Below are 12,739 nucleotides of genomic sequence, written 5' to 3' on the forward strand. Positions count from 1 at the left end.
TGCTACGGTGCTACCGGTTGCGGAGCGACGAGATGCCTGATGTTTAAATCTCTTAACAGATAGTCTTCGGCAATGTAGAACTCTGTTTCTTCCAGCACATTGGGAATCATTGCTACGCCCATAGCTTTGAGCTCGTCCACACTTCTGATCTCTCCTGCGCTGATCACCCCTGCCTTTGAAAAGAGCAGCTTCCCGTAAGTAACCAATACCGATAACTCTGGCCTGCTGGTATGCTTCCGCAGGTCGATCACCTCGCCTTCGTCTTCCTTGAAATACGCCGAATTCAGGAGGATCTTTTGCAGCTCTCCATTGAGCAGCTTTTGCAGGCCGGGTGTCTCCCGCAGCCGGCGCAGCTTGCAGATTAGCAGGTCTTCTTCCGTTGCCAGCCATTCAAGCGGCTTCATGATCTGCAAATGGAACTGGTCATTCTCCCGTGCCATTATTTGCAGTACCGAGCGGAACCTCGGCGGGTTGACGATCCTGAGCACATAAAAAGCAGTTTCAGAAATTACTTTGGAATGCGAAACGGCGTTAGAAACCAGTATATCCGTCACATTCCCGGCCGGGAAATGTTTCAGTTCTTTGATCGCCACCGCCTTTGTCCACCTCGAAATGCGCGTATAATCCTTGTTGATTACATCTTTCAGCCGCTCTTCAACTGTAAGCTGCGCCTGCGGGAAAAGCTCATTATACCTGCGGAACATTTCTTCGCGAGAGTCGCTGTCGAGGTACGGAAGAACCTTGTTCTTCACATTCTCCGGTAACATCAGGTCTGAGATCTCGGTGAGATAATCACGGGCATCGGTGGCCTGCTCGCCTTTCAGTAAAGTTATCGCGTGAAATCTCGATCCGAACACCACTTCCAGCACGGTGAATGCTTTGAAAATAATGCGCTGCTTTTCCCTTTCCAGGTTCTGCATCATTTGCGACGATGCATCGTAATCCTCATCCAGGTCCATCTGAGTAGCCAGCAGCCAGGTAAATGTTTTCAAATGCTCATCGAGCTCGTTCAGCAGGTACGTTCTTTCGGTCGTATTGCATACATAATGCAAGTTGCGGAGTGCGTCGAGTACTTTATCTTTTACAAATCGGTTTGGACTTTCGAGGTTTCTTCGTAAAAACTTCAAAGCCTCTGCATTGCCGAGCTCTTCCACAAGCCTGATCAGGTGCAGCTGGCGGTAACGGTTTTCGTTGTTGCTCAGGAAGGTTTTTTCAATGTATTTTAAAAGCGGCGTACCCGATTTGGCAAGCGCCTGAAATGCTACTGAGTAGTACCTGTCTATCTCCATTTGCTCCATCAGATAAGGCCACAGCTCAGGTCTACGTAATTCACCGGCCGTGTAGATAGCTGCCTTGCGCACTGCGGGGCTCGGATCCTGCAAGAGCGGGATGAGGTATTTGTATGACAAAAACCGGTTAGATCCGCCGAATCCCACAGCCGCTTCTATCCGCTCGTTTTCGTCTTTGGAAAAAACCTGTTTCACCAACAGATCAAATGGTTTCTCCACCTCCTGAAAGTCTGGCTTATACTCTGTTGTCCGCTGGGCGCGCGATGGAAATACAAACGCTTTGTCGCGCACCGCTTTCTTGTAGGAATTTTGACCCGCAAATGAAGTACCAACCCAGCCAATTGCCACCACCAGGAAGAAAATGGAGAGCTGCAATACATTCAAATTGGCAAAGTTGACGAGTATCAGCAACAGTACCCCCGCTGCAAGTCCGCCGATTGCCTTGGCGCGCCCTTCTATCCTGCCCTGAATATTGAGCCTGAACCTGGCCGGAATAGGCTGGTAGAGCGACTGGTAAGCTGGTTCGCTGATTGCCTTGCGAATGGCACTCATGAAAAATCTTGACAATGCCACGCAGGCGAAGAATATCCCGGCAGTATCGTAGCCAAGACCATAAATCACCGAAACTGCAAAACTAAAAACAAGGCTGGCGGGCAAAATCAGGATACCCAGCTTTAAACCGAATTTGCTGATCAGTCGGTTGTACAGGAAGGTTTTTATAAAAAATTCAAGAATGGAAGAGATACCGAAAAACACCCCGAGAAAGCTGGCAAGTGATCCTTTGTCGGTGAAAATCACGCGCGACTCGGTGAAGAAAATGTACTCGACGTAAAACAGCGCAAAAACAGGGAGCAATGCGAGGAGGAAAATATTGCGGTAATAAGAAGGGTCTACCGCTTCTTCACCCGCCTTTTCAGCAGTATCACCGGCCGCCGGCTTGGCAGCTGCATTGGTTACGTATTTCTGATGGATTTTCCGGAGTAAAAAGCTGCAAACAATCAGGAACCCGACTGCGATAAAAAGCAGCGAGTCGGTAGGGATGATCCTGACCAGACCTGGCACAGCGAGGTACATGATTACCGAGGAAAAAACATCCCCCGTGTTGATCAGCGACGAAAGCCGCTTGGATTGCTGTAAATTGAACAGCTTCACCACAACCGCCCAAAAGGTCACCCCATTTACCAAAACAAAAACGCGGTTCCAGATAAAGAGGACGAAGAATACCCACCTGCTTCCGGTCACGTGGTAAGTGACCAGGAAAACGACAATTGAACTGATCAGGAAAAACAGCATTCTTTCGGCAAGCTTGTCAAACGCCATCAGCTTTTGCAGGCGCGTGACACCTAGTCCGAGCAGATAAGTAAAAACGCCGCCAACAATGTACACCTGCGGCAGCATCAGCCTATCGAAACTGATCAGGAACGAGGACGCTACCACCGTGTAAAACAATGCGGTAGCGCCTCCCATGAAGAAAGAGTACGCCATCAGCAAGGTTACAAGGTTCCCCTCGCCTTTTCTGACGTTGAGCATCAGCGATATGTCCGCCAGTCTTTTCAAATTAGTGAACCAGTTCTTTAATCATGAAATAAATTTGCCGCTCCGGCATTTGAAAAAGCGGCTTGATCTTTCCGAGGTATATAAATCCAAGCTCTTCCAGCGGTTTAATGCGTGACTCGACTGGCTGCGCAATGATCGCGCGTGCGCCCTGCGCCCTGGCAAATTCTATCCGCGTTTCATCCAGAATGGAAGAAAACCCATTGCCCCGGTACCCGGGCGCTACTACCAGCCGGTTCAGCGACGCAAAAGGTCCCTGCGCATACTCGCCGAGCAGCGCCTCGTCAAATAGATTGGCATGAGGTACTGTACTGTAATCTTTGTGAAAACTCAGCCGTGCAGCGGCTACGATGGTCTTTTCATGCGTGATAATCCAATGATGTGCAAGCAGGTCTTCATCGTCCAGCCAGGCTTTATGGGAGAAAAAATCCTGACTGATCCCTTTTTCATTCTTCCAGGCAAGCACGCGCAAGGCGCCCATTTCATCCAGCCGCTCAGGGTAATCCAGCTTCGTGAGCAGGAATTCCGAGTTTTTGATTTCAAACCTTGTATTCATTAAAAGAGGAGGGTTTACTATTGCATTCATTTGTTGAGTATTATTTTCGGTTCGTATCGATCAGCAGCCCGATGGAAAAAGTCCTGCGCTCCTGGGGATACCGCGACGCAGATGTGATCCCTTCCGCCGCGCGTATTCCTGGCACAAAGTATTCTGTGTTCAACACATTGGATACCTGGACCTGCAAGCTGAGATGGTTTAAGATATTCTGGTAAGTCACGGCCGAATTCAGCAGGTATATTGCCGGAAAGCGCGTGATCGGGTTGCTGCTGCCCGAGGTACCCACACCCGATTTCCTGACGCTGATGTAATTGTTGGTAATGCTGATACTCAGATTTTTAACAGGCTCGAACACCGCACCCAGGTTAGCCGACCACGGCGCTACGTCGCTGACAGGTATCTTCTGGCCTTCTACCTTACTGAGATCTCGGGGATTACTATACGTGAAATTGCCCCAGATATTCAGGCTTTTGATATCGTACCTCGCCTCCGACTGTACGCCGATAATGCGCTGCTTTCCCAAAGCCTGGAACTGGGTAGTATTGCCTCCGCCGGGAGCCGGGGCTGTGGCCAGGCCTACTGCGTTGCTGTAATTAGCAAGGTAGGCGGCCACATTTGCCGAGAGTGCTTTGCTAAACCGCACTGCCACGCTGCCTTCCACATTCTTCACACGCTCGGGCTGCAAAGTGGGGTTATTAAGCAGGCGCTCGCGGGTAGTCGCGTATTTTTGCAGGTAAGATGCGTCTTTAAATGCTTCTGCATAAATGCCCTTGAACACGAACATGCCCCTGGTGTAAATCAGGCTCAAACGCGGATTGAACACAAACCCGTAACCACCATTCGAGCGGATCTGGTTGTAATCAACGCGGGTGGCGAGTACCATTTTCAGGTGGTCGGACCAGTTGTAAGTACCCTGGCTGAATATGCCCATGTCAAAAACCCGGAAGTTATCTCCACCTGCCAGCGTGGAGTCCGGCCGGCCAAATTCGTCTGCGCCCTCGATAGATGAAGTAATGTAGTTGGCCTGGATAATGCTGTTACGGATCTCAATTCCGCTGTTGATATCCATTCTCGGAATCGGTGTCCAGAGTACGCGAAACTCATTCCGGAGCTGGTTGGAAACCCGGTACCAGTAGGGCGTCGCGTAAGTAGGTTTCCTTTCATTCAAAAGATCGATGATCCCGTAGCTTCCATTATAGTAGCCCCGGTAAGTAGGCAGGTTGGTCGCGCCGTTCAGTTCATGCAGGCGGTAAGAAGTCAGGTTCAGGATCTGAACTTTGTCCGACAGGTACTTATTATATGTTAATGAAAATGCCTTGTTGTTGGCTACCCACCGCGACAGGTCTTTGGTAACAATGCGAGAGCGGTTGGTATACCACGGAGTTGCGCCTTCGTCCGTTTTCCAGGTCATGAGCGAGAGCATAAAGTCTTTAAACTCGATCTTCGCCCGCAGGTAGAAATTGCGCGAATCATCATTGAATTCAACCGGATTCCCATTCACATTAGCCTGAAAAAGATACTGGTTATCGAGCGCGGCAGCTTTTGCCTTGCCAGCGGGCGTCAGGCTCAATGCATTCACAGCGCCAGCTGCATCGGTTCCAACCTGGTATAAGTCGCTGTTCGGGAAAAGCGTTGCTAGTTTATTATTGTTATAGTAAGTCTGGGCCGCAGCACCTGATAGGTTTTGCTGACCGGGGTAACTATCAGCTGTTCTGGGCGAATAGTCCCATTCACGATACTTGCTGTAATCGAGCTCGTTAGATGAAAAATAGCGGGAAGTTACCGATACTGCTACATCCTTAGTCCGCATTGTAATCACGCCATCGACAAGCTTCGTATTTAAAGATCCGTACCGCACCTGTCCTGTCGCTGAAACGTCCACTTTCTTGCCTTCCGGCATTTCCTTGTCCAGAAAACGTTTGGTGATCAGGTTGATCACGCCCATGAATGCATTGGCACCGTACATCGTCGAAGCCGGCCCGTAAATGACTTCCACCCGCTCAATGTCCGACAATGCATACTGGCGTGAAATGGGGATATTATCCGAGTTCAAATCATTTTCTTCCACGCCGTCAACCAGCAAAATAGTGCGATCGTTGGAAGTAGAGCGGTACCCCCGCTGGTAGAAGGTGACGTACGATGGTCCATTGCCGCGGATTACGTCAAAACCCGGAATGTCGCTCAGCATTTGGGTCAGGTCCTTGTAACCTCTTTTGATAATATCAGCCTGCGTCAGGACAGTTACAGTAGCAGGTACCTGCAACAGGTTTTCAGCTTTTTTAGAAACCGAAGTAATCTGAATAATGCGGTCCATTAAGTCTTTCTGCTGTGCAACCAAGTCCTTAAATTGCGGCAAAGCAGAAAACTCAGGTTCGTAATTCTGATTGGCGATCAGCAGGTTACGGACAGCTTGTGCCGCCTGCGGAAGCGAATCGAGCGCGAGGTAAGTCAATGCAATGATCTTGTAGCCCTGCACCTGCGCATTAGGTGAAAATTTCGTTTTCAGACAAGGGTTCAGGATTTGAAATACCTCGTCGAAATTTCCGGTCCTGTACTTCCTGTCTGCCTCGGGAACAATCACCGACGCGTCGCAATCTCCCTGCGCGAATGCACTTTTGGTAAGTGCCAGAATTCCGGTAAAAAAGAGTAGTAAAAATTTCTTCATCGCGTGCCTATCTGATATTTCGGGAAAGCTTTTCGTAAGGAATATCCTTGCCGATATATTGGTCCCATTCTTCTTCTGTCAAATCCCTTTTCACTTTTTTGGAAACTTCGGCAAACAGGTCGGCGGAATTGATATCCCACACGCGTACTGTTTTATCGGCTCCTGTTGCGAGTAACTTGTTTCCGTCGCCGGTAAACCGGATATCCATGACCCAGTAGTCGAAATCGCTGAGCACCACAGGCTGTTGTTTCGACAAATCCTCTTTTGTACTCCAGACACGGATCTTCCAATCATAGCAGGCTGTCGCAATGCGGCTTCCGTCAGGTGTAAATGCAATCTTGGTAATACCGGAAGTGTGCGTACCCTGCGTTCCTGTGATAGAGTTCGGTACAGGCTCGTCCCCCTGCATTCTCACAGAATAGAGCATTCCGCTACTTGTTCCAAAGTACAGTCGCCTTCCGTCGGGTGCCAATGCAATGGAAATCAGCCTGCCTCGTATGTTGCCGGTATTGTATTCGGTTGCTTTCGCATCGGGCTTGTCAACGTCCAGGCGCATGATCTTACCGTTGCCCGTTCCGAAAAACAGGTACGGACTGTCTGGCAATGCAGCCACGCAGGAAATCTCCGCTCCCAAGCTGATATTTTTGATCACATCCAGCTTCTTGTCACTAATGTCCCAAATTCTTACCTGTCCCGAAGAGCTGCTTGAAATCAGGCGCGGCTTATTATTTGAATCCCTGTTGATCAATGAAAGAATGATCCCATCGTGCGCGACGAGCGTTCTGGTAGGCGTGCTGCCGGGCGCGAAATTATCCCAGCGAACAAGCTGTCCATTGGATGAGCCTGTAAATGCCGACTTCCCATCAGGAGAGAGATAAAGTGAGCGAATACTCTTGAAAGTCTGGCGCGGGTTGCGGAATGTGACGGGCCGGGTAGCAGGTACGAGGTAGTTCCAGAGGTTGACAACCCCATCGTCCCCCGCAGTCGCAAAAATCGGGTTACCGGGCCTCGACTCGGCTACTACCCGCACGATATCATTGTGTCCAAGAAGCGTAGCCTTCGCTCCGGCAGCTTTGGACAATGCATTGAAGATATCCGGATTCTCACGTTCTCCCCCATTTTTGAGGTTAAAATCATAAGCTTTCAAAGCGAGCAATGCAGCGAGATCGTCTCCCGCAGGCATTTGAAATGACTGAATTGCGATAAAGCGCGCTACCGCTTTCGAGCGTTGTTTCAATGCATCGTTCCGCGAAGATTCGGCTTCTCTTTGTGCGCTTTGTGCAAGTATCTTCTGGCGCTCGGATTCCTTTTGGGCGCTTACTGCATACTCTTTTTGTACTTCTGTTTCCTTTTGTGACTGAACAGCCGCGCGCCGGGCATTATCGGCCTGCATTCTCTGTTCCTCAGCAACTTGCCGCGCTGCTTTGGCCGCAATGCTTTCCTTTACTGCCTTTTCCTGCTCTCTTACCGCAATGGCTTTTTGTTCCTCTGTCAATGCTTTTTGAAGTTCAGCAAATGTGCCTTGCTGCTCTGCTATTTTCTTCTGAGAAATGGCTTCCCGCGTCTGGTCCTCTGCACGTTTCCTTTCTTCCAGTGCCAGGCTTTCTTTCTCCAATGCCGTTTTCTCGCTTTGCTGCGCCTGCGTCCTGAGCACCAATGCGACGATCAGGAACAGCAGCGATACCAGCGAGCTGATCCCCAGTACCGAGGCGAATACACGTGCTTTGCGCAATTCCCTTTTCTGACGGTCTTCTTTGAGCCTTACTTCCAGCTCGTATTGCTTTTTGCTGTAATCCAAAAAGTTAATGGCGCGCTCGAAAAACGGATCATACCGCTGTGCCCATTCCAATGTGGGCTCGCTTTCTTTGAGCCACTTCAATCCCATTGCCAGCTCAGGGTTTACCCATAAACCGGTACGCCCTTCCTGGTAGAGAAGGGCAGAGTAACTCAGTTGTTTGTACAATTTAGCCGATTCAAGTTCCTCCTCGATCCACTTCCGGCACCTGTCCCAGAAAGTCAGGATCTTTTCTACGGAAACGTCAATGATTGAATCGTGATCAATTTTAACGCCCGGCTTTGGCGTTAGAAACGAAACGCCGTTTTTCCTGAAAACCATGATCACGTCGATCAACAGGTAATCGGGCATTCCGGTGATCTGAATAATTTCTTTCAATGCAGTCGGGTGCAGCGACGAAGTGTCACTCGGGCCGAGTACGATGAGGGATTTGAAAAGCTTGGCTGCCGCAGTCCGTCTTTTTTCATCCAGCTGCTGGGTGAATATCTCTTCCGCATGCATGGTAATCGACTGCTGCATCGTCCCGATCGCCTCGTAGTCGGAGCGGGAAACGGGTACTGCATTGGTTTTGGTACTGCGCCAGCGTTCCCAGGTACGCATCAATGCATGTTGCAGAATGGGCAGGTAATCAGGATTTTCGGCAAGTTCCCGCAGCAGAGTCGCCACAAGTTCCGGTTCAATGGTTGCGCCAAAAGCTTTTACCGGCCCCTCTATCACCTGCTGCAGCTCCCCCGGGTTCATTTTCGGCAACAGGTAATAACCTCGGTTGATTACTTCTGTCAAGCCATTGAACTCCGTGCAGTGATCGAGGTAATCCGACCGCATCGTGATCACGGCATGAATGGGCAATTGCCGCTGGTTTATCAAAGCCAGCAGCAATTGGACAAATGCCGTAGTACTGCTTTTCCCGGCATCGCCTTCGGAAAGCTCGTACCTGAAAAGCTCTTCAAACTGGTCTATAACCAGCAGGATCCTGCGATCGTGAATGATCGAAAGCAGGTCCAGCGCTGATTGCGGATTTTTTGAAAACTCCTTTTCCAGCTGTGCGGGATCACGCTCGTCCCATTCGGGATCTTCGTTCCGCATCGCGGTCTTTAATGCATTGGCAAAGCTCCTGACCGGATTACCGCCCGGCCTGAAAATCACCGTTTTCCAGCGCGCGCCGCCTGCCTCACCTTCAAGCGAGGGAATCAGGCCGGCCTTGATAAGCGAAGACTTTCCGCTTCCGGATGAACCAATTAATGCAAGAAAACGCCCATCCAGCAGTTTACCTGTCAGCTCACGGATATGCGAATCCCTTCCGAAGAACAGCGCGTGATCTTCATAATCGTAACTTCTTAAACCGGGAAATGGATTCGTGAGCGTAGACTTATCAACCATATTTACTCGGTTGAACCTATTTTCATAACAAACTTATTTCGGTTTTTTCCATTCACATATTCATAGGAGAAATCATCTACCCCATTGATCGTGAGGAAAATACCCAGACCACCGATTTCGCGTTCTTCCAAAGATTTGGTAAGATCGTCGGAATCGGGCAGCTCTTTGGCCAGCGGATCGAAAGGCGCGGCAATATCTTCGAGGATCACGATCAGCTCACTTTCGGTAATCTCGCTCAACACATCGAAATCAGCTTCCAATCCTGCATGCTGATATCCGTACAGGATGATATTGGTTGCGATTTCGTCGATAGCCAGTTTGAGCGCGTAAGTCGGCTTTTTGGCCAGGCCCGCCTTTCCCGCAAGTTCACCTACGTATCCCCGCAATGAATCCAGTGAATCCACATTGCCAGGAAAACTTTTCGACTCCATTTTTTCAGATGTTAAACTGGATATTGATCAACAATTGTCACACTGTGCTGCAGACCTGTTTTTGTCAGGGTATCTACGATTAGCTCCTGTGGTTTAACGATGTAAATAGCCAGCTTCGGACCTATTTTTTGTTTTGAATAAATCAACACGCGTAAGCCAGCCGAAGACATAAAGTCCAGCTCTTCCATATCCAGCACGAGCGAATCAATGGGCTGGTTCGCGATTTTTTCAATTTCAGTTTGAAACACACGCGCCGAAAGCGAGTCCAGCTCCCCATGCAAAGTCAACCGCGCAACCTGATCTTCAATTACCGATTCTATTTGAAATGCCATTTTCTTGATGTTTTAAGATTTTGTTTAACTATTTAAATGTCGTGTAATGTCTTTGACTTTGTCACATTGGGCGGACATCTTTTTTGTCACCTGAGCGCAGTCGAAGGGCACTTCCGGACGGCTTTGTCGCTCCTCCCTTCGACTGCGCTCAGGGTGACAAGGAGGCAACGCTGGTGTTGTGGCGTTGTCGCTCTCCCCTTCGACTGCGCTCAGGGTGACAAGGCGACTGCGCTCAGGGTGACAAGGTGTATCACTTCCCAATCAAAATAACCGTAGCACGACCTCCTACCAGGAATCTTCCCTGGTCTTCCAGCTTTGGCTCTTTTCCTATTTCGTAAATGTCCTGGCCTGAGGGCATGTCGGTATTTACGGACAGGTACCAGCTGCGGCCGTTTGGCAGCTGTGGGAGTTCGTAATACAATGCGTCCCAATACGAGTTGAGGGCAACGTAAATGGTGTCGTCTACGATGGTACCGCCTTTGGCGTGCGCACCGTCGAGCATGAATGCAAGGCAGCGGCTTGATGCAGAAAAGTCTGCATGCCAGGCTTGGGTACCGTGGAAACTGATATCAGGATAGCCGCTTCCTACATAATCGCGGTGCTGGAAATGCGTGCGGCTGCGTAGTACAGGGTGCGCCCTGCGGAAGTGCATGATGTGTTTTGAAAAATTAAACAAATCCGCGTTCTTTTCCAACAAGCCCCAGTCTACCCAGTTCAGCTCGTTGTCGTGGCAGTACGTATTGTTGTTCCCATTTTTGGTTACGCCCATTTCGTCTCCCGATAAAATCATCGGTACGCCCTGGCTCACCATCAGGATCGACAATGCATTCTTAATCTGCTTGTGTCGGAGCTGCTTGATGTTTGGATCGTCAGTTTCTCCCTCCACACCGCAGTTCCACGAATGGTTATCATTGCCGCCGTCGTTGTTATTTTCTCCATTCGCCTCGTTGTGCTTTTCGTTGTAAGCGAAAAGATCGTAAAGCGTGAAGCCGTCGTGGCACGCGATGAAGTTGATACTGGCGGTCGGGCCGCGGTAGTAGTACAAATCCGGCCAGCCCTGAATGCTCTGAGCGATATCGCCGATCATGCCTTCATCCCCTTTCAGGAACTTGCGCACACCGTCGCGGTATTTACCATTCCACTCGGCCCAGCGCCCGTATGCGGGGAATGAACCTACCTGGTACAATCCGCCTGCATCCCAGGCTTCGGCCACGAGCTTGCATTTCGCGAGGATCGGATCGTAAGCGAGTGATTCTAGCAATGGCGGGTTGCTCAGCGGCGCGCCGTTCTGGTCGCGGCCGAGAATGGCGGCGAGGTCAAAACGGAACCCGTCAATGTGGTAGTCAGCAGCCCAGTATCGCAGACAGTCGAGTACCATGTTACGTACCACGGGATTGTTACAGTTCAATGTATTTCCAGTTCCGGAAAAGTTGAAGTAATAACCCTCCGGCGTGAGCATGTAGTAAGTCTTGTTGTCAATTCCGCGGAACGAAATCGTGTGTCCCCGGTGATCGCCTTCGGCTGTGTGGTTGAACACCACGTCGAGCATTACCTCGATACCGTTTTTGTGCAGCTCTTTTACAAGCGTTTTCAGCTCGTCAACCTGCATTCCAAACTTCCCGGTAGCAGCATAACCCGCTTTGGGAGAAAAGAAGTTAACGGTACTGTAACCCCAGAAATTGACGATCAAACCTCCGGTAGCGGGGTTCTCGCGGCTGTTTTCCCATTCATCAAATTCATAGATCGGCATCAGTTCCACACAGTTGATCCCCAGCTCTTTGAGATAAGCTATCTTACTGCGGATCGCTGCGAATGTTCCCGGATTCTTGACATTCGAAGAAGGGTGCTGGGTAAACCCGCGCACGTGCATTTCATAGATAACCAGATCTTCAATGGGCGTTTCGAGCGGGTGGTCGTTTTCCCAGTCGAAATCCTCAAAAACAAGTCTGGAACGGTAAGGATAGATGTTATCCCAGTTTGGTGTAGCCAGCCAGGTATCCCGCCCGGCGATTGCTTTCGCGTAGGGGTCGCTGAGGATGATGTTCTTGTCAAAACGGTGCCCTTCTTCCGGTTTAAATGGTCCGTCCATTCTGTAACCGTATTCCAGACGCTCGTAATCCAGATCAAAAACGATCATAGAGTACACATTACCTGTACGGAATTCTTCCGGGAAACGGATCTCTGCAAAAGGCTGTGCTTCGCCTCGTTCAAACAAAACCAAAGTACAGTCGATCGCTTCACTCGAATAGATGCTGAAATTGATCCCGTTGGGCACTATCGTGGCTCCAAATGGAAGCACGTGGCCTCTCCTGAATTTAATGCCCTGCTGCTCGTGGGTCGGATAGTAGTCGATCCTGATATCTGTCGCCATGGCTTAGTCTTGTTTAAGGATGACAAGCGCTTCGTCCAGCTTCTCCACGATCGTGAAAAAGTTGATAAACCCGGTAGTCGACATTACATCCTGGATATCTTCCGAAACACCAACCAGTATCACATTCCCATTCTGGGCGCGGATATTTCTGTACACCATCAGCAGCACACGCAGCCCGGCGCTGGACATGAATTCGACTTCCGTAAGGTCGATCGCGATCTTCTTGCTTGAATCAGTCGCAGTCCGCGCATTTCTCTCAAATTCAGGCGCCGTTTTGCTGTCAATATCTCCCGTTACCTGTAGTACCGTAATATCGTCCTGTTCGGTAGTAGTTACTTTCATAGTTTGCAGAGGTTAGTTTTGGCA

Annotated in this window: 8 protein-coding genes; all 8 read right to left on the reverse strand. The window is 49.9% G+C overall.

Annotated elements, in window-relative coordinates:
• Positions 1-2: 2 nt before the first annotated feature.
• A complete protein-coding gene (locus Q369_RS0112045; RefSeq protein WP_031528062.1) occupies positions 3-2,846 on the reverse strand; it encodes a HEAT repeat domain-containing protein in 2,844 nt (947 codons plus the stop codon).
• A 1-nt stretch (position 2,847) separates the two neighbouring features.
• On the reverse strand, positions 2,848-3,399 hold the full coding sequence (locus tag Q369_RS0112050) for a GNAT family N-acetyltransferase (RefSeq protein ID WP_031528063.1): 552 nt from the start codon (positions 3,397-3,399) through the stop codon (positions 2,848-2,850).
• Positions 3,400-3,439: 40 nt separating this feature from the next.
• Complete coding sequence (locus Q369_RS0112055) at positions 3,440-6,064, reverse strand: TonB-dependent receptor plug domain-containing protein (RefSeq protein ID WP_031528064.1); 2,625 nt, start codon at positions 6,062-6,064, stop codon at positions 3,440-3,442.
• Positions 6,065-6,071: 7 nt separating this feature from the next.
• Positions 6,072-9,239, reverse strand: coding sequence for a WD40 repeat domain-containing protein (locus Q369_RS0112060; protein WP_031528065.1), 3,168 nt, complete (start codon positions 9,237-9,239; stop codon positions 6,072-6,074).
• Between the two features lie 2 nt (positions 9,240-9,241).
• The gene (locus Q369_RS0112065; RefSeq protein ID WP_031528066.1) at positions 9,242-9,670 is read right to left on the reverse strand and encodes an ATP-binding protein; all 429 of its coding nucleotides are present in this window, start codon (positions 9,668-9,670) and stop codon (positions 9,242-9,244) included.
• A gap of 11 nt (positions 9,671-9,681) precedes the next feature.
• A complete protein-coding gene (locus Q369_RS0112070; RefSeq protein WP_031528067.1) occupies positions 9,682-10,002 on the reverse strand; it encodes an STAS domain-containing protein in 321 nt (106 codons plus the stop codon).
• Between the two features lie 250 nt (positions 10,003-10,252).
• Positions 10,253-12,373: a glycogen debranching protein GlgX gene (gene glgX / locus Q369_RS0112075; RefSeq protein ID WP_031528068.1), complete on the reverse strand. Its 2,121-nt coding sequence runs from the start codon at positions 12,371-12,373 to the stop codon at positions 10,253-10,255.
• A 3-nt stretch (positions 12,374-12,376) separates the two neighbouring features.
• Positions 12,377-12,715, reverse strand: a complete 339-nt coding sequence (locus Q369_RS0112080) for an STAS domain-containing protein (RefSeq protein ID WP_031528069.1) — start codon at positions 12,713-12,715, stop codon at positions 12,377-12,379.
• Positions 12,716-12,739 lie beyond the last annotated feature (24 nt).

Source organism: Dyadobacter crusticola DSM 16708, assembly GCF_000701505.1.
Lineage (GTDB): Bacteria > Bacteroidota > Bacteroidia > Cytophagales > Spirosomataceae > Dyadobacter > Dyadobacter crusticola.

Bases quoted from the DNA above. Each gene is read 5' to 3' on its own strand.
- Q369_RS0112050 (WP_031528063.1), bottom strand. From the start codon at position 3,399: ATGAATACAAGGTTTGAAATCAAAAACTCGGAATTCCTGCTCACGAAG.
- Q369_RS0112055 (WP_031528064.1), bottom strand. From the start codon at position 6,064: ATGAAGAAATTTTTACTACTCTTTTTTACCGGAATTCTGGCACTTACC.
- Q369_RS0112060 (WP_031528065.1), bottom strand. From the start codon at position 9,239: ATGGTTGATAAGTCTACGCTCACGAATCCATTTCCCGGTTTAAGAAGT.
- Q369_RS0112065 (WP_031528066.1), bottom strand. From the start codon at position 9,670: ATGGAGTCGAAAAGTTTTCCTGGCAATGTGGATTCACTGGATTCATTG.
- Q369_RS0112070 (WP_031528067.1), bottom strand. From the start codon at position 10,002: ATGGCATTTCAAATAGAATCGGTAATTGAAGATCAGGTTGCGCGGTTG.
- glgX (WP_031528068.1), bottom strand. From the start codon at position 12,373: ATGGCGACAGATATCAGGATCGACTACTATCCGACCCACGAGCAGCAG.
- Q369_RS0112080 (WP_031528069.1), bottom strand. From the start codon at position 12,715: ATGAAAGTAACTACTACCGAACAGGACGATATTACGGTACTACAGGTA.